Below are 19,036 nucleotides of genomic sequence, written 5' to 3'. Positions count from 1 at the left end.
GGATCATGGGGGGATGAGTGATGAAGTGGTGTCCGGGGGCGGGGGAGTCGGACGGCGGGGCGTGTTGTGCGGGGGTGCGGTCCTGGGGGTGGCTGTGCTCGCGGGGTGCGGGGGCGGTGACAAGGAGAAGTCCGCGTCCGACCTCAAGGGCAAGGAGGTCGCCAAGGTCGCGGACGTCCCGGTCGGCGGCGGCAAGATCAACGGGGCCGAGAAGGTCGTCGTGACGCAGCCGACCCCCGGGTCGTTCAAGGCGTTCACGGCGGTGTGCACGCACCAGGGCTGCACGGTCGGGAGCGTCTCCGACGGGCTGATCAAATGCCCCTGCCACGGCAGCGAGTTCAAGATCGCGGATGGCGCGGTGCGGCGCGGCCCGGCCGACCGGGCGCTGACCGAGTACCCGGTGCAGGTCAAGGGCGGCGGGATCGTCGTCGTCTGAGCGTCCCGCCCGCCGATGTCGTTCGGTATTGAACCATCCGCCTCGGGCGTACGTTCTCACGGTGACTGACGGGAACCGAGATGTCACCGGGAGGACGGCAATGCCACAGGAGTCCGAGACGCAGGTTGGCGAGCCGGTGCGGGCGCCGCGGGACGCACCGGCCGGGGGCGGCACGCGCAGAGGGCTTCTCATCGGAGCGGGGCTCGCGGGGATCGCCGGGCTCGCCGCCGCGTGCGGCGGGTCGGGGGACGACGACGCGGGCGGCTCCGGCGGCTCGCAGGACGGGGGCGGCGGGGGCGGCGGGGGCGGCGGGGGCACGGCGCTCGGGTCGGCCGCCGATATCCCGGTCGGCGGCGGCAAGGTGTTCAAGGACGCGAACGTCGTCGTCTGCCAGCCCACGCAGGGCCAGTTCAAGGCGTACTCGTCCAAGTGCACCCACCGGGGCTGCGACGTCGGCTCGGTGTCGGGCGGCACGATCAACTGCCCCTGCCACGGCAGCAAGTTCAAGATCGCGGACGGTTCGGTGGCGAACCCGCCCGCGGACAGGCCGCTGGAGGAGAAGCGCATCACCGTCGAGGGCGGGCAGATCACGCTCGCCTGAGCGGCGCGGGCGACGGCGGCCGGGCCCTGCGGCGCCGGCCCGCCGTCCGGCCCGCCGTCCGGCGCGGTGTGTCGGTGGCGGCTACTAGGCTTCTGAACGTGGCAGATCCGGCGACCTATCGACCCGCACCCGGCTCCATCCCCGAGTCCCCAGGGGTGTACCGGTTCCGCGACGAGCACGGCCGGGTCATCTACGTGGGGAAGGCCAAGAGCCTGCGGCAGCGGCTCAACTCCTACTTCGCCGACTTCTCCGCGCTGCATCCCCGCACGCAGACGATGGTGCGGACCGCCGCCCGCGTCGACTGGACGGTCGTGTCCACCGAGGTCGAGGCGCTCCAGCTGGAGTACTCCTGGATCAAGGAGTTCGACCCGCGGTTCAACGTCCGTTACCGGGACGACAAGTCGTATCCCTACCTCGCCGTCACCCTGAACGAGGAGTTCCCGAGGGTGATGGTGATGCGGGGCGCGAAGCGGAGGGGCGTGCGCTATTTCGGGCCGTACTCCCACGCGTGGGCGATCCGCGAGACGGTCGACCAGCTGCTGCGCGTGTTCCCGGTCCGGACGTGCAGCGCGGGCGTGTTCAAGCGGCAGCACCAGCTCGACCGCCCCTGCCTGCTCGGCTACATCGGCAAGTGCTCGGCGCCCTGCGTCGGCCGCGTCTCCCCGGACGAGCACCGCCTCCTCGCCGAGGACTTCTGCGACTTCATGGCGGGCAACACGTCCCGCTTCATCAAGCGCCTCGAACGCGACATGCGCGAGGCGGCCGCGTCGCAGGAGTACGAGCGGGCCGCCCGGCTCCGCGACGACGTCCGCGCGCTGGAGCGGGCGCTGGAGAAGCAGGCCGTCGTCCTGCCCGACCGCACCGACTGCGACATGATCGCCTTCGCGGAGGACGAGCTGGAGGCCGCCGTCCAGGTCTTCTACGTGCGCGGCGGGCGCATCCGCGGGCAGCGCGGCTGGGTCGTCGACAAGGTCGAGGACGTCACCACCGCCGACCTCGTCGAGAACTTCCTCATCCAGATCTACGGCGAGAGCGAATCGGTGCCGCGGGAGGTGCTCGTCCCGGCCCTGCCGCCGGAGGAGGGCGCGATGACCGAGCTGCTGGAGGAGCAGCGCGGCGGGCCGGTCCGGCTGCGCGTCCCCCAGCGCGGCGACAAGAAGGCCCTGCTGGACACGGTGGCGCGCAACGCGCACGAGGCGCTCAAGCAGCACAAGACGCGCCGCGCGTCCGACCTGACGACCCGCAGCCGCGCCCTCCAGGAGATCCAGGACGCCCTCGAACTCGACGACGCGCCGCTGCGCATCGAGTGCTACGACGTGTCCAACCTCCAGGGCAGCGACGTGGTCGCGTCCATGGTCGTGTTCGAGGACGGCCTCGCCCGCAAGAGCGAGTACCGCCGGTTCACGATCAAGGCCGTCCAGGGGCAGGACGACGTCCGCTCCATCCACGAGGTCATCACCCGCAGGTTCAAGCGCTACCTCGCCGAGAGCGAGAAGATGGGAGAGCTCGACCACCTCGGTGACCCACCTGAGGATCTTGCCGGGGGGCTTGGGGGGTCGTCCCCCCAAAGTGAGGCGCAAGAGGGCGCGCACCAGCCGATCGACCCGGAGACCGGCAGGCCGCGCAAGTTCGCCTACCCGCCCAACCTGGTGATCGTCGACGGCGGTCCGCCGCAGGTCGCCGCCGCGCAGCGCGCCCTGGACGAGCTCGGCGTCGACGACATCGCCGTCTGCGGCATCGCCAAGCGGCTGGAGGAGATCTGGCTGCCCGGCGACGCCGACCCGGTGATCCTGCCGCGCAACAGCGAGGGCATGTTCCTCGTCCAGCGGGTGCGGGACGAGGCGCACCGGTTCGCCATCACCTTCCACCGGCAGCGGCGGTCCCGGTCCATGACGGTGAGCGAACTCGATAACGTTCCGGGTCTGGGCCCGGCGCGGCGCGCGGCGCTGCTGAAGCACTTCGGCTCGCTGAAGCGGCTGAAGGACGCGACGCCCGAGCAGGTCGCCGAGGTCCCGGGGATCGGCATGCGCAGCGCGGAGAGCATCGTCGCCGCGCTGCACGGCGCCCCGCCGCGCGGCGGCGCGGGCGGCGGCACGGGGACTGGCGGCGACGGGGAGCACACGGGGAGACGGTCATGACCAGCGAGACGAAGATCCCGGACATCGTGATAGTCACCGGCATGTCCGGGGCGGGCCGCAGCACCGCGGCCAAGTCACTCGAAGACCTCGACTGGTTCGTGGTCGACAACCTGCCGCCGGGGCTGCTGGCGACGATGGCCGACCTCGGCGGCCGGGTGAAGGACGCGGTGCCCCGCATCGCCGTCGTCGTCGACGTGCGCAGCCGCGCGTTCACCGAGGACCTGCACTCCTCGATCGCCGAGCTTGAGGCGCGCGGCGTCCACCCGCGGGTGGTGTTCCTGGAGGCGAACGACGCCGACCTGGTGCGCCGGTTCGAGAGCGTCCGGCGGCCGCACCCGCTGCAGGGCGACGGACGGCTCGTCGACGGCATCGCGCGGGAGCGGGAGCTCGTCCGCGAGGTCCGCGCCGAGGCCGACCTCGTGATCGACACGAGCGGGCTCAACGTGCACGAGCTGCGCAACAAGATCATCGGGTTCTTCGGCAACGACACCGGCGAGTCCAGCCTCCGCGCGACCGTCGTGTCGTTCGGATACAAGTACGGCTTGCCGGTGGATGCCGACCTCGTGGTCGACTGCCGGTTCCTGCCGAACCCGCACTGGGTGCCGGAGCTGCGGCCGAAGACGGGCCGCGACGCCGCCGTCCGCGACTACGTGCTGGGGCAGCGCGGCGCGAAGGAGTTCCTGGACTCCTACACCGACGTCCTGCGGCTCCTCGCCGACGGCTACGAGCGGGAGGGCAAGCACTACGTGACCCTCGCCGTGGGATGTACCGGCGGCAAACACCGTAGTGTGGCCATGGCGGAACAGATCGCCGCGCGGCTGCGGGACGAGGGCATCGAGGTGCAGGTCGCCCATCGTGACCTCGGCCGCGAGTGACATCCCCGGCGGGGCTCCGCCCGGGACCCCGGACGAGGAGGCGATCGGCACGGTGGAGACCGGCGGACCGAAGGTCGTCGCGCTCGGCGGCGGCCACGGCCTGTACGCCTCGCTGTCGGCGCTGCGCCGCGTCACCGACCGGCTGACCGCGATCGTCACGGTCGCCGACGACGGCGGGTCCAGCGGCCGGCTGCGCCGCGAGCTCGGCGTGCTGCCGCCCGGCGACCTGCGCATGGCGCTCGCCGCCCTGTGCGGGGACGACGAGTGGGGCCAGACGTGGCGCGACGTCGTCCAGCACCGGTTCCGCAGCGAGGGCGACCTGCAGGGGCACGCCGTCGGCAACCTCCTCATCGTCGCGCTGTGGGAACTGCTCGGCGGGGACGCGCCCGGCTCGACCGTCGCCGGGCTCGACTGGGTCGGGCGGCTGCTCGGCGCGCACGGCCGGGTCCTGCCGATGGCGGCCGTCCCGATGGACATCGTCGCCGACGTGCGCGGCGCCGACCCGTGCCGCCCCGACGAGATCACGCACGTCAAGGGGCAGGTCGCGTGCGCGAAGACGCCCGGCAGCGTGCTCGGGGTGTCGCTCGTCCCGGCCGATCCGCCCGCCTGCCCGGAGGCGCTCGCCGCCGTCGAGGACGCCGACTGGGTCGTGTTCGGCCCCGGGTCGTGGTTCACGAGCGTCCTGCCGCACCTGAAGGTCCCGGCGCTGGCCCGCGCGCTCGTCTCCTGCCGCGCCCGCCGGGTCGTCGCGCTGAACCTCGCGCCGCAGCCCGGCGAGACCGACGACTTCTCCCCGCAGACCCATCTGGAGGTCCTGCGCGCCCACGCCCCCGACCTGACGGTGGACGTCGTCCTCGCCGACGGCGGCATCGTGGACGACCCGGCCGCGCTCGACAAGGCGGCCCAGGAGATCGGCGGGCGGCTCGTCCTCGCTGACGTCGCCGCCGACGACGGGTCGCCCCGTCATGAACCGGCCCGGCTGGCCCAAGCCTTCGTACAGATTTTCAGCCAGTGACGTCCGGCGCGGCCGGGATCGGCCAGACTGCTGGAAGTCCGATAGGGGGAGGGGTCAACAGATGGCGATGACCGGTGTGGTCAAGGACGAGCTGAGCAGGCTCACGGTCATGAAGCCGTGCTGCCGCAAGGCCGAGGTCTCGACGCTGCTGCGGTTCGCGGGGGGTCTGCACCTGGTCAGCGGGCGGATCGTGATCGAGGCCGAGATCGACACCGGGGTCGCGGCACGGCGCCTGATCAAGGACATCGCGGAGGTGTTCGGGCACACCTCCGAGGTCGTCGTGCTCGCGCCGAGCGGACTGCGCAAGGGCAACCGGTACGTCGTCCGCGTCTTCCGGGACGGCGAGTCGCTCGCCCGGCAGACCGGGCTGATCGACAACAACGGGCGGCCCGTCCGCGGGCTGCCCCGGCACGTCGTCGCGGGCGCCGCCTGCGACGCCGAGTCCGCGTGGCGGGGCGCGTTCCTCGCGCACGGCTCGCTCACCGAGCCCGGCCGGTCCATGTCGATGGAGGTGACCTGCCCCGGCCCCGAGGCGGCGCTCGCCCTCGTCGGCGCCGCCCGCCGCCTCAAGATCCACGCCAAGGCCCGCGAGGTCCGCGGCGTCGACCGCGTCGTCGTCCGGGACGGCGACGCCATCAGCGCCCTCCTCACCCGGCTCGGCGCCCACGACAGCGTCCTCGCCTGGGAGGAGCGCCGGATGCGCCGCGAGGTCCGCGCCACCGCCAACCGGCTCGCGAACTTCGACGACGCCAACCTCCGCCGCTCCGCCCGCGCCGCCGTCGCCGCCGGGGCCCGCGTCGCCCGCGCCCTGGAGATCCTCGGCGACGACGCCCCCGAGCACCTGGTCAACGCCGGACGGCTCCGCCTGGAGCACAAGCAGGCGTCCCTGGAGGAACTCGGGCAGCTCGCCGACCCGCCCCTCACCAAGGACGCCATCGCCGGACGCATCCGCCGCCTCCTCGCCATGGCCGACAAGCGCGCCGGAGACCAGGGAATCCCGGGAACGGAGGCGAATCTGACGGCGGAAATGCTGGCGCCGTAGTTTATTGGGGGGCGACCCCCCAAACCCCCCGGCTGCGCGCTCGGGTCTCCTCGCTCCGGTCGCTGGCGCTCCCTGCGCTGCGGGGACGCGGCGCGCCGGGCATGCCCGCTGCGCTCGCAGAGCTCGCTCCGCGGCCCTGCCCGTGACCCCGGCTGAGGTCTCGTCCAGGGAAATCCGAGAATTTACTTGTCGCCTCTTTGGATTCTTTCGATCAGGTCTTCGCGTAGTTGGCCGTAGCCGGTTTGGGACCAGACGCTTTTCGCCGGGTCCATTTCGTAGTAGGGGACTTCGCGGCCGTTCTCCGTGTCCGTGAGGACGTCGGGGAGTTTCTTGTCGCGGGTCTTCTGGGCGCAGGGGCGGCAGGTGCGGACGCGGAGGCGGTCGCGGGAGCCCGGCGGGCGCCAGTCGAGCCGCGTCGTGGCGTCGCCGTGCAGCGGGTTGAAGAAGCAGAGGGGGACCGGCGGGATCTCCGGGCCGCCCTTCGCGACGGACTCGGCGGAGGCGAGCGCGTCGCGGCCCTGGTCGAGCAGGACCAGGACGCCTGCCAGGTCGGGGATGCCCTGGGCGCCGTCGAGGGTCTTGCCCGCGGCCTGGTAGGCGTCGAGTGCCCTGGTCATGAGGGCTCGGGTGCGCTCGTCCTCGGTCGGGACGGACGTCTCGTCCAGGAGCTCGCCGAACGCGACCACCTCGCGGGACGCCTGCTCGCGGAGCTGGTCCTCGTTCGCGCGGTTCGCGGTGGCGAACACCGTGCGGGGGAGGAGGAGGCCGTTGCCCTCGCGGTGGACGGACCTCGTCCGGCGGTGTCGCCAGACCAGGAGACCGGCGGCGGCCGCCAGGGCGGTGCCCGCCAGCGCCGTGGTGAGGGGGACCGCCAGGTCGCCGTCGTCCGAGGGGCGGGGCGCGCGGGTGCGGAGGGCGGCGCGCCTGTCGATCTCGGCGCTGACGCGGTCGTACTCGCGTACGGCGGTGCCCGAGACGATCAGGTCCACGACGCGGGACAGGCGGGCCGAGAGGGGCCGGTCGTCCATCGCGCGGTCCAGGGTGACGGCCCAGGCGGCCTTGCGGGCCTGGTGGTCGCCGCCCCACTCGCGGGCGGTGAGGTCCTCGGTGGCGTCGTTGAAGGTGATGAAGATGCCGTCCCGGCCGAGGCGGTCGTGGACGACCGTGGCCAGTTGGTCGGCGTCGGTCCAGGTGCCGCCCTTCACCAGCGGGACGAGCACCACGTAGATCGGCGCGGGCGCCGTTCGGAACCGGGCGGCCAGCCCGCGCCGCTCCGCCGCGGGCAGCGCCGACGCGATCGACGGGTCCACATGGATCGGGAAGCGCCGCAGCGCCGCCGCGAGCCGTTCGCCGGGGGAGGGTTCAGTCGACACCGAGGTACCTCATCACACGGGGGAGGACGTTCCTGTCGCGGGCGCCCCACGCCGTGTCCCGCCAGACGCCGGGGACCGCGGTGTGGCGGCGCGGGCCGTCCGGGCCGGGGACCCGGAGGAGGTGCCGCTCCCTCAGCCTGTTCCGGTGGTGGAGGTCGCGGCACGGGCCGCAGAGCGGGCACCGGGCGGGCAGGACGCGGTCGACGTCCAGGGCCTTCGCCTTCCGGCGCCCGACCGAGTCGCCGTGCAGCGGGTTGACCAGGCACGGCGGCGGCGGGGTCGAGAAGCGTCCGGCGAGCGCGGCCCGTCCCTGGCGGGCCAGGACGATCGCGCCGACCAGGTCGACGGCGCGCTCCTCGTCGTCCGCGGCGTCGTCGTAGAGGATCTGCGCGGCGTCGAAGGCGGACACGGCGTAGGCCCGTCCTTGATCGGTATCCGCGTCGGTGAGGCGTTCGCGCAGCCGGGCGAGTTCCGCGGCCGCGTGGCGGCGCAGGTCGCGCATGCCGGGGGCCGTCGGCGCCCAGAGGCGCTCCGCGGCCCGTCTCCGGCGGCGGACCAGGGCGAGGACGCCGAGCACGGCGCAGTAGAGCGTTCCGGCGGTGATCGGTCCGACGAGGATCAGGCCGGTGACGAACGGCGCCGCGCGGTCGGGCTCGCGCGGGCTGAGCGTGTGCTCCCGGCCGAACGGGTCCGGGCTGGAGTACAGCCTCGGCGTGGTCGGGGACGCCGAGGGCGCGGCCGCGTAGCCGTCCAGGCGCCGGACCAGCCGCTCCGCGAGGCCGTCGAACGGGCGGTCGCGGTCGGCCGGACGCGACCCGCCCGGGCCCTCGTCGTCGAACGGGTCGTAGTCGCGGGGGACGCCGAACGCCTCCGACTCCAGGCGCCCGTACGCCCCGGCCATCAGGTAGAGGCCGTCGCGGCGCGAGCGGTCGTGCAGCGCGAACAGGAAGGCGTCGTCGCGGCCCTGCGACTCCGAGTCGATCGGGTTCGGGATCACGACGACGTACGCGGGCGTCCCGAGGCGCGCGGACGTTCTGCGCAGCGCCGTGCGCACCGTGGCGCGTTCGCGCTCGTCGAGGGCGGCGGCGAGGTCGGGGTCGACGAACAGCGGGTCGCGGGCGAGGGCGGCGGCGACGCGGTCCAGGCGGTGGCGGGCGTAGGGCGGGATGTCCGCGGCGGCGGGGGACGGCGGCCACGTGGCGAGGGCGGCGACCAAGGCGGCGATCAGCGCCCGGACGGCCCGCCTCACCGGCGTGCCCTCCGCGCGCGGCGGACGCGGAGTCCGACCAGCAGGGCGAGGATCGGGAGGCCGCTGAGGGCCGCGCCGCCGCCGAACGCGGCCCGCTCGGCGCGGTCGGCGCGGCGGTCGGCGGCGTCGTAGGCGTCCAGCTCCACGCGGGTCTTCGACTTCGGGGCCGGACGCGGATGCCTGCGCCGCTCCCCGGCCTCGCCGGACAGGGCGATGTCCGCGAACCGCGCGATCACGTCGGGCGCGCTCGCGTCGGTCGAGGACTCGAACTCGGCGGCCAGCCAGGCGTCCTTCACCGGGAGCCGCCCGGGGCCGAACTGGCGCGCCTCGCCGTTGCCGCCCTTCGGGGGGACCACGATGTAGATCCCGTCCCGGCGCAGCCGGTCGTGCAGCAGCGCCGCGAGGGAGTCGCCGGGGTTCCACGGGCCGACGCCGGTCGTCGGCGTCACCGCGACGTAGACCGGGCCGCCGAGCCGGGCGGCGGACGCCCTGATCCGCGCCGCCGCGTCGGCGGGCAGCGACCGCGGCGAGTGGTCGGTGACGTAGACGGGGTCGCGGCGCAGCGCGGCGGCGAGGTGGTCCGCGCGGGACGGCAGGTCGGCGGGCACGGCGGCGGGCGCCGCTGCGGCGGGCGCGGACGGAATCACGCAGAGTAGCGCCGATATCACGAGAACAGACCATCCGCGCCGCATGGACGGGGAGTGTAGTGATCTCCGCCGGGACGTCCCCGACCGGGGAGTCCCCGCCCGGGGGAGCGCCGCCGCGCGCGGGATTTCCCGCGCCGCCCGTGTCCGGCTACCGGCGGGTCATTGGATAGGGTCGAAGGCGGGGGAGAACCCCGGATGACCGTTGCCGACAGTCCGGCTGAGACCGGGCGACACCACGTGCGAGGAGAGCCGTTCCGTGACCATCCGAGTAGGCATCAACGGGTTCGGCCGGATCGGCCGCAACTTCTACCGGGCCGTGAAGGCGTCGGGGGCCGACATCGAGATCGTGGCGGTCAACGACCTGACCGACAACGCCACGCTCGCCCAGCTGCTGAAGTACGACAGCATCCTCGGCCGCTTCCCCGAGGAGGTGCGCGCCACCGAGAGCGAGATCGTGGTCGGCGGCAAGTCGATCAAGGCGTTCGAGGAGCGCGACCCCGCCAACCTGAAGTGGGGCGACGTCGGCGCCGACATCGTCGTCGAGTCCACCGGTTTCTTCACCGACGCCACCAAGGCGAAGGTGCACGCCGACAACGGCGCGAAGAAGGTGATCATCTCCGCGCCGGCCAAGAACGAGGACCTCACCGTCGTCCTCGGCGTCAACGAGGACAAGTACGACCCGGCGAACCACACGGTGATCTCCAACGCGTCCTGCACCACGAACTGCCTGGCCCCGCTCGCGAAGGTGCTGCACGACAGCTTCGTCATCGAGAAGGGCCTGATGACGACGATCCACGCCTACACGCAGGACCAGAACCTCCAGGACGCCCCGCACAAGGACCTGCGCCGCGCCCGCGCCGCCGCGATCAACGTCGTGCCGACCTCGACCGGCGCCGCGAAGGCCATCGGCCTCGTGCTGCCCGAGCTGAACGGCAGGCTGGACGGGTACGCGCTGCGCGTCCCGGTGCCGACCGGCTCCGCCACCGACCTCACCGCCACGCTGTCCCGCGAGGTGACGGCCGAGGAGGTCAACGAGGCGTTCAAGGCGGCGGCCGAGGGCCCGCTCAAGGGCTACCTCACCTACACCGAGGACCCGATCGTCTCCAGCGACATCGTCACCGACCCGGCGTCCTGCATCTTCGACTCCGGGCTGACCAAGGTCATCGGCGACCAGGTGAAGGTCGTCGGCTGGTACGACAACGAGTGGGGCTACTCCAACCGGCTCGTCGACCTCGTCAAGCTCGTCGGCTCGCAGCTCTGACCGACCCTCGTCCCGCCGTGGCCGCGCCGGCGCGCGGCCACGGCGCGCCCGTGTACGGAAGGACACCGCATCCCGATGCGCACCATTGACGACCTCGACGTCGCCGGACGGCGCGTCCTCGTCCGCTCGGACCTGAACGTCCCGCTGCAGGACGGCGCGATCACCGACGACGGGCGGATCAGGGCCAGCCTCCCGACGATCGAGGCGCTCCGGACGCGGGGCGCCAAGGTCATCGTCTGCGCCCACCTCGGGCGCCCGAAGGGGCGGGTCAAGCCGGAGCTGTCGCTCGCGCCCGTCGCGGCGCGGCTCGGCGAGCTGCTGCGCGCCGACGTGGCGTTCGCGACCGACGTCGTCGGCGACTCCGCCCGCGCCGTCGCCGCCGCGCTCCCGGACGGCGGCGTCGCGCTGCTGGAGAACCTGCGCTTCGAGCCCGGCGAGACCAGCAAGGACGACGCCGAGCGCGGCGCGTTCGCCGACCGGCTGGCCGCCCTCGCCGACCTGTACGTCGGGGACGGGTTCGGCGCGGTGCACCGCAGGCACGCCTCGGTGTACGACGTGCCGCGGCGGCTCCCGCACGCGGCGGGCGGGCTGATCGCCGCCGAGGTCGAGGTGCTGAAGCGGCTCACCGAGGACGTCGAACGGCCCTACGCCGTGGCGCTCGGCGGGTCGAAGGTGTCCGACAAGCTCGGCGTGATCGACAGCCTGCTCGGCAAGGCCGACCGCATCCTCGTCGGCGGCGGCATGGTGTTCACGTTCCTGAAGGCGCAGGGCCACGAGGTCGGCAGGAGCCTCCTGGAGGAGGACCAGCTCGACACCGTCCGCGGCTACCTGCGGCGGGCCGAGGAGACGGGCGTCGAGTTCGTCCTGCCCGTCGACGTCGTCGCTGCCGCCGCGTTCAGCGCCGACGCCGACCACGGCGTCGTCGCCGCGGACGCGATCCCCGCCGACCGGCTCGGCCTCGACATCGGCCCCGAGTCCGGCAAGCTGTTCGCCGCGCGCCTCGCCGACGCGCGGACGGTCTTCTGGAACGGCCCCATGGGCGTGTTCGAGATGGAGCCCTACGCCAACGGCACCCGCGCCGTCGCGCAGGGCCTGATCGACTCGGGCGCGTTCACCGTGGTCGGCGGCGGCGACTCGGCCGCGGCCGTCCGGCGGCTCGGCTTCGACGAGGCCGCCTTCTCGCACATCTCGACCGGCGGCGGCGCCAGCCTCGAATACCTCGAAGGCAAGACGCTGCCCGGCCTGCAGGCCCTGGAGGACTGACCGATGGCCCCCGCGACCCCTTCCCGCAAGCCGCTGATGGCCGGCAACTGGAAGATGAACAACAACCACCTTGAGGCGATCGCGCTCGTCCAGAAGATGGCGTTCGCGCTCAAGGAGGCCGACTACGACGCCGTCGACGTCGCCGTGATCCCGCCGTTCACCGCGATCCGCTCGGTGCAGACGCTCGTCGACGCCGACCGCCTCGCGATCCAGTACGGCGCGCAGGACGTCTCCCAGCACGCGTCCGGCGCCTACACCGGCGAGATCTCCGCGTCGATGCTCGCCAAGCTGAACTGCTCGTACGCCGTCGTCGGGCACTCCGAGCGCCGCCAGTACCACGCCGAGACCGACGAGATCGTCAACGCCAAGGCGCGGGCCGCGCTGGCCGCCGACATCTCCCCGATCCTGTGCGTGGGCGAGGGGCTCGACGTCCGGAAGGCGGGCGGGCAGGTGGCGCACGTCCTGGCGCAGCTCGACGGCGGGCTGGCGAAGATCCCCGCCGACCAGGTGCGCCGCACGGTGATCGCCTACGAGCCGGTCTGGGCGATCGGCACCGGCGAGACCGCCACCCCGAAGGACGCCCAGGAGGTCTGCGCCGCCATCAGGACGCGGCTCGCCGAGCTGTACGACGGCGGTCTGGCCGACGAGGTGCGTATCCTGTACGGCGGTTCGGTCAAGGGCGGCAACATCGCCGGGATCATGGCGCAGGACGACGTGGACGGCGCACTGGTCGGTGGTGCCAGCCTGGATCCGGGAGAATTCGTCAAGATCTGCCGGTACCGGGATCTCCCCGTCTGAGCAAAACTGATCAATTCCGCGTGAACTGGGGGTTCTTGCCGAACCAGCGGGCCATCCGTCGTACCCTTCGTAGCTGACGGGTAAACCGCCCGGCCAGACCCTCGGTCCTTACCTACGAGACAAGGCGCTGAAGAACCGTGATCATCGCAACGTCGATCGTGCTCATTCTCGCGAGCCTGCTGATGGTCGTCCTCGTCCTGATGCACAAGGGCAAGGGCGGGGGACTGTCCGACATGTTCGGCGGCGGCATCTCGTCGTCACTCGGCGGGTCGTCGGTCGTGGAACGCAACCTCGACCGGCTGACGATCGGCGTCGGGGTGGTCTGGTTCGCCTCGATCGTCGTGCTCGGGCTGCTGTTCAAGCACAAGGGCGTCGGCTGAGCCCACCCGTTCGACCAACAATGCGAGCGCCGCGCCGTCCCAGGAGGTCACGGGCGGCGGCGGAAGACAGACGAGGAGTACTCCGTGGGTAGTGGCAACGCGATTCGGGGCAGCCGTGTCGGGGCCGGTCCGATGGGAGAGGCGGAACGCGGTGACGCCGCCCCCCGCGTATGGGTGACCTTCTACTGCGCCAACCGGCACGAGACCCGCCCGAGCTTCGCGACGGACGTCGCCGTCCCGGAGACCTGGGACTGCCCGCGCTGCGGATTCCCGGCCGGGCAGGACTCGGAGAACCCGCCGGCCCCGCCGAAGACCGAGCCGTACAAGACGCACCTCGCGTACGTGAAGGAGCGGCGCAGCGACGAGGACGGCGAGGCCATCCTGGAGGAGGCGCTCGCCAAGCTCCGCCAGAAGCGCGCCGCCGTCAAGAAGGCCCTGGAGTCCGCGGGCCGCTGACGGCCCGCGCGCACCCGACCGCATGGCCCGACCCCGCGAGGGGGTTGGGCCATACGCGTCTCTGCACCACACGCGCCTTCCGGGCTAGGGCCAGGACGTCCACAGTTCGGCAAGCGCCGCGTTCACGGCCCCGGGGCGCTCGACGTGCGGGTAGTGCGCCGCGCCGGGGACGCGCGCGAGCCGCGCCCCGATCCGCTCGGCGGTGACCCGCGCGCACGCCATCAGCGGCTCCCCGCCGCGCTCCCGGTAGGGGGCGGGCGCCGTCTCCCACGTCCCGGACAGGACGAGCTTCGGCCACGTCCCGGCGGCCAGCTCCGCCACCGGGATCGGCGCCTCCCAGCACACCCGCTCGCGCAGCGCCGTCGCCGCGGCGCGCAGCCGCCGGGGCGTCGGGTCCAGCGGCGGCAGCCCGGCCGCCTGCGCCGCGGCCTTGAGATAGACGTCGGCGGGCAGGTCGGGAGGAACGTTCGCGATCGCCTCCCGGTTGGCGCGGAGCGCGGCGGCGACGACCGGGTCGTCCGCCGCCGCCTGGTAGCAGCCCGGTTCGATCAGCGCCAGCGACAGGACGGCCTCGGGGCGCCGCGCCGCCGCGAGCATGGCGCCGACCGCGCCGTAGGAGTGGCCGACGAGATGCGCTCCGTCGCCCATCAGGGCCGCGATGTCGGCGGCGTCGGCCTCGTAGTCGCTGGCGTACTCGGCCGAGCCCGTCCCGCCGCTGCCGCCGTGGCCGCGCCGGTCCATGGCGAGGACGCGGAACCGGTCCGCCAGCGGGCGCTGCGCCGCGAACCCGAGGACCGGGTCGTCGCCCCAGGCCGTCGAGCCGTGGACGAGGATCGCGGGCGGTCCCGTCCCGCCCGTGTCGTCCCAGACGGTCACGTGCACGTCTCCGGGCATCTCCGCCTCCGATTCTTGAGCACTGTTCAGTTTCCTTGAACAATGTATAGGAGAGTGAACGGCGTATGGCAAGGGGCTAGGGTGGGGCCGTGCCCACGCCTTCGCCTTCCGTCTGGCTGCGTCCCGAGCGTCCGTCCCGCGACCGGCGGCTGAGCCGCGCCCGGATCGTCGCCCGCGCCGTCGCGATCCTCGACGCGGAGGGGGCGCGGGGGCTGTCCATGCGGCGGGTCGCGGCGGACCTCGGCGTGACGGCCGGATCCCTGTACTGGTACGTCACCACCAAGGACGAGCTGCTCGAACTCGCGCTGGACCACGTCCTGGGCGAGGTCGCCGCGGACGGCGAGCCGCGCGCCGCCGGCTGGCGCGACGCGCTCGGCGGCCTGGCCCGGCGGCACCGCGCGATGCTGCTGCGCCATCCGTGGGTGCTGTCCGGCCTCACGGGACGCCCCAACCTCGGGCCGAACGCGCTCGCCCTCGCCGAGGCCGGGCTGACGATCCTGTCCCGCGCCGGGTTCTCCGGCGGCGACCTGGACGCCGCCCTCGCCGCCGTCAACGACCACGTCGTCGGCGCGGTGACGGCCGAGACGTCCTGGCGCGCGGCCCTCGACCGGACCGGAGGCGGCGCGGAATGGCGCGACCGGGTGGCTGAGCATCTGCGCCGGATCGCCGACGAGTATCCGCTGCTCGGCGCGCGAATGGCCGCCGCCGGTGCGGAGCTCGACGTCGACCGCGAGTGCGAGCGCCGGTTCGCGTTCGCGCTCGACTGCCTTCTGGACGGACTGGAGGCCCGGCGCCCGTCCCGGCGCGGGGATGCCGAATGATCGTCGGAGGCTCAGCCTCGCCGGGCCGCTCGGCGCCGCCCGGGGTGTTCGCCGTGTCGACGCTCCGCGAAAAGGCAGGCCGGTATGATGGCGGGCACGCGACTGGCGCAGTCAAGGTGGAGACGACCACCGGGGAGCGAGACTAGTCCGCACACCGCGCGCCTGGGTGTACGGGCCCCCTTCGCCGGGGCGCCCGATCCCCGGCGCGAGCAGCGCGGAGGCTCCGATGCACGAACCCGCCGTCCCCCACCTGAAGGACCAGGACCCCGAGATCGCCGGGCTGGTCGAGGACGAGGCCCGCCGCCAGTACGAGAAGCTGCGGCTGATCGCCTCGGAGAACTACGTGTCGGAGGCCGTGCTGGAGGCCACCGGCACGGTGCTGACCAACAAGTACTCCGAGGGCTACGCGGGCAGGCGGTACTACGAGGGCCAGCAGAACGTCGACCCGATCGAGACGCTCGCCGTCGAGCGCGCGAAGGCGCTGTTCGGGGCCGAGCACGCGAACGTCCAGCCGTACTCGGGGTCGCCCGCGAACCTCGCCGTCTACCTGGCGTTCCTGGAGCCGGGCGACCCGGTGATGGGCCTGTCGCTGCCGATGGGCGGGCACCTCACGCACGGCTGGTCGGTGTCGGCGACCGGGAAGTGGTTCCGGCCCGTCCGCTACGACGTGCGCGCCGACACCGGGCGCGTCGACATGGACCAGGTGCGCGACCTGGCGCTCAAGGAGCGGCCGAAGGTGATCTGGTGCGGCGGCACCGCCATCCCGCGCACGATCGACTTCCCCGCGTTCGCCGAGATCGCGCGGGAGGCGGGCGCGGTGCTCGCCGCCGACGTCGCGCACATCGCGGGCCTCATCGCGGGCGGCGCGCACCCGTCCCCGGTCGGCCACGCCGACGTGATCACCACGACCACGCACAAGACGCTGCGCGGCCCGCGCGGCGCGATGATCCTGTCCACCGCCGAGCACGCGAAGGCGGTCGACAAGGCCGTGTTCCCCGGTCTGCAGGGCGGGCCGCACGACCACACGACCGCCGCGATCGCCGTCGCGCTGAAGGAGGCGGCGCGGCCCGGGTTCGCCGCGTACGCGCGGCAGGTCGTCGCGAACGCGAAGGTGCTCGCCGCCGCGCTGCTGGACCGCGGCTACGACCTGATCTCCGGCGGCACCGACAACCACCTCATCCTGATCGACCTGACGAGCAAGGGCGTCGCGGGCAAGCCCGCCGCGCAGGCCCTCGACCGGGCCGGGATCGAGCTGAACTACAACGCGGTCCCGTTCGACCCGCGCAAGCCGTTCGACCCGTCCGGGCTGCGGATCGGCACCGCCGCGATCACCACCCGCGGGCTGGACGAGGGGCGGATGCCGCAGGTCGCGGCGTGGATCGACGAGGTCGTGCAGGCCGCCGCCAAGCAGGACGAGGCGGTCGTCGAGCGGGTCGCCGGGCAGGTCCGCGAGCTGCTCGCGGGCTACCCGATGCCGGGCTGGGCGCCGACGCCCTGAGCCGGCGCGGCGGCCGGCCGCAGCACGGTGATCATCCGCCAGGCGGCGGGGTCGGTGAGGGGCACCGCGTCCTCGCCGACCCCGAAGTCGCCGTACTGCGCGACGGCCGCCAGGCCCCCGGCGAGGCGGATCGCGGCGTCCAGCTCGGTCGCCGTCCAGAACCGGTAGGGGACGACGTCGCGGACGACCCGCGTCCCGCCGTCCGCGGTGATCGTCACCGTGACGTGGTCGGCGGACACCTGGGTGACGGGGTCGAGCCGGTCGCCGGGCTCGCCCCAGCGCACGCCCGCGTGGACGCCGTCGCGCTCGACCGTCCAGCCGGTGCTGACGCTCGGGTCGTCGGTGAGCCGGTCGCGCGGGTGCGACATCTCCACGATGTACAGGCCGCCGGGGGACAGGTGCGCCGCGACCCCGCGCAGGTGCGCGACCATCGCGTCCAGGGTCATCAGGTGGGACGTCGAGTCCAGCATGGTCACGGCGAGGTCGAACCGGCGGCCGAGGTCGAGCCGCGTCATGTCGCCCTCGACGACGTCCACCGCGACGCCCTCGCGCGCCGCCTCCCGGGACGCGTACGCGCACATCCGCGGGTTCAGGTCGAGCGCGGTCGCGGCGACGCCCCGGCGGGCGAACTCGCGGGCGTGCTCGGCGGGCCCGGCGGCGAGCTCCAGCACCGTCGCCGGGCCCGTCCCGGACGGCGCGGCCCGCCCGGGAGCCGGAGCGTGGTCGGTGTCCGCGGCGTGCTCGGCGTACCAGCCGAGCAGCGCGTCCACCTCGGCGGGCACGTCGCGGAAGGCGCACGCCAGCTCGTACGCCCAGGGGTCGTCGTAGATGCCGCTCATCCGGGACATCCTGCCAGCGCGCGGGGCCCGCGGGACGCGGGTTCGGCCGGGTTACGCGAGCGCCACCTCATCCTGCGCGCGAGGTTTCACATTCCGGCCGGGGCTTGAGCCGCCCCGGCGGACCGCCTAGCGTGCGGTAAGTGATCGACCCCGTGAGCGGTGAGCGCGTCAATGACCGACCCCGGCCCGGCCCGGTCCCCGGCCCCTCCTCGGCGCGGCTCCCGCTGCTGCTCCCCGGCACGCTCAGCGACGAGCAGCGCGCCGTGTACGAGGCGGTGACCGGCGGCCCGCGCACCTCGGGCGGCCCCCCGCCCTACGGCCTGGCCGACGACTCCGGACGCCTCCTCGGCCCCTTCAACGCCATGCTGTACAGCCCGGCCGTGGGGCTGCCGCTCCAGGACCTCGGCGCCGCGCTGCGCTTCCGCACCGCGTTCACCAAACGCGAACGCGAGATCGCGACGCTGGTCGTCGCCGCGCACGTCCGATCCGACTACGAGTGGTACGCGCACGAGCGGATCGGCCGCGGGCACGGCCTCACCGACGCCGAGCTGGACGCGCTGCGCGAGGGCCGCGCGCCGATGCTCGCCGACGTCCGCGAGCGCGTCGTGCACGAGGCGGCCCGGCAGCTCGCCGCCGAGGGCGACCTCGCCGACGCCGTGTTCACCGAGGCGGCGGCGACGCTCGGCCGCACCGCCCTCGTCGAGCTGGTCACGCTCGTCGGCTACTACAAGGCGCTCGCGGTGCAGCTCCGCGTGTTCCGGGTCGGCGTCCCCGACGGCGAGGCCCCGCCCGCGTGGCCCCCGGCGCCGGAGGACGGGCATGAGTGAGGTGCTGCGCACGGTGCGGCTCGTCCTGCACCCGGTGACGGCCGACGACCGCGCCGCGCTGCTCACGCACTGGACGGGCCCGCTCGTCCGGCGCCACCTGTTCGACGACCGGATGGTCTCCGCCGTCCAGGTCGCGGAGATCATCGACGCCAGCGAGCGGGACTTCGCCACCGAGGGGTACGGGCTGTGGGCGCTGCGCCCGGTCCGCTGGGACGGCGGGATCGACGCGGCGGCGCCGGGCGGGCCGCTGATCGGGGTGGCCGGGCTCAGCCACCACGACGGCCCGCTCGGCAACGGCGCGGACGTCGAGATTCTCTACAGCCTGGAGCCGGACCGGTGGGGGCAGGGGCTCGCCGCCGAGGCGTCCCGCGCGGTGCTCGACTACGCGTTCGGGGTGGTCGGCGTGCACCGCGTCACCGCCGAGATCGACATGGCGAACCCGTCGTCGGCGGAGATCGCGCTGCAGCTCGGGATGCGCCGCAGGCCGGACGGCCCGCGCGGCCCGGACGGCGCCGCCTACTACGCCGCCGAGCGCTCCCGCTGGATCGGATCCCGTCGTATCGTGGACGCTGTTCCTTAGAATCCGTTGCCGACTGGTGCTTTCCATGCGGGATCCAGCAGTA

General features: G+C 73.6%; 20 protein-coding genes and 1 riboswitch. Of the genes, 15 read left to right on the top strand and 5 right to left on the bottom strand.

Translation table 11 applies throughout. The features are described 5' to 3' along the window. Window positions 1–13 precede the first annotated feature (13 nt). The 6 genes from ACH01S_RS08040 (at window position 14) to whiA (ending at window position 6,107) form a co-directional block, all read left to right on the top strand. Window positions 14–436: a Rieske (2Fe-2S) protein gene (locus tag ACH01S_RS08040; protein WP_083980439.1), complete on the top strand. Its 423-nt coding sequence runs from the start codon at window positions 14–16 to the stop codon at window positions 434–436. Between the two features lie 100 nt (window positions 437–536). Then, window positions 537–1,037, top strand: a complete 501-nt coding sequence (locus ACH01S_RS08035; RefSeq protein ID WP_083980438.1) for a Rieske (2Fe-2S) protein — start codon at window positions 537–539, stop codon at window positions 1,035–1,037. Between the two features lie 98 nt (window positions 1,038–1,135). After that, window positions 1,136–3,175 (top strand): excinuclease ABC subunit UvrC, encoded by a 2,040-nt coding sequence (uvrC, locus tag ACH01S_RS08030; protein WP_067887157.1) that lies wholly within the window; start codon window positions 1,136–1,138, stop codon window positions 3,173–3,175. Continuing rightward, window positions 3,172–4,050 (top strand): RNase adapter RapZ, encoded by an 879-nt coding sequence (rapZ, locus tag ACH01S_RS08025; protein ID WP_067887154.1) that lies wholly within the window; start codon window positions 3,172–3,174, stop codon window positions 4,048–4,050. The genes uvrC and rapZ overlap by 4 nt, the downstream gene beginning before the upstream one ends. 43 nt (window positions 4,051–4,093) lie before the next feature. Continuing rightward, window positions 4,094–5,065, top strand: coding sequence for a gluconeogenesis factor YvcK family protein (locus ACH01S_RS08020; RefSeq protein ID WP_067887235.1), 972 nt, complete (start codon window positions 4,094–4,096; stop codon window positions 5,063–5,065). A 61-nt stretch (window positions 5,066–5,126) separates the two neighbouring features. Beyond that, entirely contained in the window at window positions 5,127–6,107 is a 981-nt protein-coding gene (whiA, locus tag ACH01S_RS08015) for a DNA-binding protein WhiA (protein WP_067887150.1), read from the top strand. A 182-nt stretch (window positions 6,108–6,289) separates the two neighbouring features. Here the strand turns inward: whiA and ACH01S_RS08010 are convergent, their stop codons facing one another. The 3 genes from ACH01S_RS08010 to ACH01S_RS08000 are packed head-to-tail and all read right to left on the bottom strand — an operon-like array spanning window position 6,290 to window position 9,376. Beyond that, the gene (locus tag ACH01S_RS08010) at window positions 6,290–7,480 is read right to left on the bottom strand and encodes a hypothetical protein (protein ID WP_067887147.1); all 1,191 of its coding nucleotides are present in this window, start codon (window positions 7,478–7,480) and stop codon (window positions 6,290–6,292) included. Continuing rightward, complete coding sequence (locus ACH01S_RS08005; protein WP_067887144.1) at window positions 7,470–8,729, bottom strand: hypothetical protein; 1,260 nt, start codon at window positions 8,727–8,729, stop codon at window positions 7,470–7,472. Before ACH01S_RS08005 ends, ACH01S_RS08010 begins: the two co-directional genes overlap by 11 nt. Beyond that, window positions 8,726–9,376, bottom strand: coding sequence for a hypothetical protein (locus ACH01S_RS08000; protein ID WP_067887141.1), 651 nt, complete (start codon window positions 9,374–9,376; stop codon window positions 8,726–8,728). Before ACH01S_RS08000 ends, ACH01S_RS08005 begins: the two co-directional genes overlap by 4 nt. Before the next feature lie 256 nt (window positions 9,377–9,632). On the opposite strand from ACH01S_RS08000, the gene gap reads away from it, so the two are divergent. From gap to ACH01S_RS07975, 5 genes are all read left to right on the top strand, one after another. Beyond that, entirely contained in the window at window positions 9,633–10,637 is a 1,005-nt protein-coding gene (gene gap / locus ACH01S_RS07995) for a type I glyceraldehyde-3-phosphate dehydrogenase (protein WP_067887138.1), read from the top strand. Between the two features lie 75 nt (window positions 10,638–10,712). Beyond that, the gene (locus ACH01S_RS07990; RefSeq protein ID WP_067887135.1) at window positions 10,713–11,900 is read left to right on the top strand and encodes a phosphoglycerate kinase; all 1,188 of its coding nucleotides are present in this window, start codon (window positions 10,713–10,715) and stop codon (window positions 11,898–11,900) included. A 3-nt stretch (window positions 11,901–11,903) separates the two neighbouring features. Further along, window positions 11,904–12,698 (top strand): triose-phosphate isomerase, encoded by a 795-nt coding sequence (gene tpiA, locus ACH01S_RS07985; RefSeq protein WP_067887132.1) that lies wholly within the window; start codon window positions 11,904–11,906, stop codon window positions 12,696–12,698. Between the two features lie 137 nt (window positions 12,699–12,835). Then, a complete protein-coding gene (secG, locus tag ACH01S_RS07980; protein WP_067887129.1) occupies window positions 12,836–13,078 on the top strand; it encodes a preprotein translocase subunit SecG in 243 nt (80 codons plus the stop codon). An 84-nt stretch (window positions 13,079–13,162) separates the two neighbouring features. After that, the gene (locus tag ACH01S_RS07975; RefSeq protein WP_083980437.1) at window positions 13,163–13,534 is read left to right on the top strand and encodes an RNA polymerase-binding protein RbpA; all 372 of its coding nucleotides are present in this window, start codon (window positions 13,163–13,165) and stop codon (window positions 13,532–13,534) included. An 84-nt stretch (window positions 13,535–13,618) separates the two neighbouring features. On the opposite strand, the gene ACH01S_RS07970 is transcribed toward ACH01S_RS07975, so the two are convergent. Then, window positions 13,619–14,428 (bottom strand): alpha/beta fold hydrolase, encoded by an 810-nt coding sequence (locus tag ACH01S_RS07970; RefSeq protein ID WP_067887121.1) that lies wholly within the window; start codon window positions 14,426–14,428, stop codon window positions 13,619–13,621. Between the two features lie 89 nt (window positions 14,429–14,517). Between ACH01S_RS07970 and ACH01S_RS07965 the strand changes: the two genes are divergently transcribed. Together ACH01S_RS07965 and glyA are read left to right on the top strand one after the other, a co-directional pair. Beyond that, window positions 14,518–15,249 (top strand): TetR/AcrR family transcriptional regulator, encoded by a 732-nt coding sequence (locus ACH01S_RS07965; RefSeq protein WP_067887119.1) that lies wholly within the window; start codon window positions 14,518–14,520, stop codon window positions 15,247–15,249. A gap of 88 nt (window positions 15,250–15,337) precedes the next feature. After that, window positions 15,338–15,424, top strand: a riboswitch (ZMP/ZTP riboswitch). A 51-nt stretch (window positions 15,425–15,475) separates the two neighbouring features. Then, complete coding sequence (gene glyA / locus ACH01S_RS07960; RefSeq protein WP_067887116.1) at window positions 15,476–16,747, top strand: serine hydroxymethyltransferase; 1,272 nt, start codon at window positions 15,476–15,478, stop codon at window positions 16,745–16,747. Here glyA and ACH01S_RS07955 read toward each other — a convergent pair. After that, window positions 16,714–17,586 (bottom strand): class I SAM-dependent methyltransferase, encoded by an 873-nt coding sequence (locus ACH01S_RS07955; RefSeq protein WP_067887113.1) that lies wholly within the window; start codon window positions 17,584–17,586, stop codon window positions 16,714–16,716. The genes glyA and ACH01S_RS07955 overlap by 34 nt on opposite strands. Before the next feature lie 140 nt (window positions 17,587–17,726). Here ACH01S_RS07955 and ACH01S_RS07950 point away from each other — a divergent pair, with 140 nt between their 5' ends. Both ACH01S_RS07950 and ACH01S_RS07945 read left to right on the top strand, forming a co-directional pair. Beyond that, on the top strand, window positions 17,727–18,413 hold the full coding sequence (locus ACH01S_RS07950) for a carboxymuconolactone decarboxylase family protein (RefSeq protein WP_083980436.1): 687 nt from the start codon (window positions 17,727–17,729) through the stop codon (window positions 18,411–18,413). Further along, window positions 18,406–18,993: a GNAT family N-acetyltransferase gene (locus ACH01S_RS07945; RefSeq protein WP_067887110.1), complete on the top strand. Its 588-nt coding sequence runs from the start codon at window positions 18,406–18,408 to the stop codon at window positions 18,991–18,993. The genes ACH01S_RS07950 and ACH01S_RS07945 overlap by 8 nt, the downstream gene beginning before the upstream one ends. Window positions 18,994–19,036: the final 43 nt, after the last annotated feature.

The organism is Actinomadura chibensis NBRC 106107 (assembly GCF_001552135.1).
In the GTDB taxonomy this organism is placed as follows: Bacteria; Actinomycetota; Actinomycetes; order Streptosporangiales; family Streptosporangiaceae; genus Spirillospora; species Spirillospora chibensis.
Note: the sequence above shows the minus strand (reverse complement) of the source record. Positions and strands in the feature narration are given on the sequence as shown.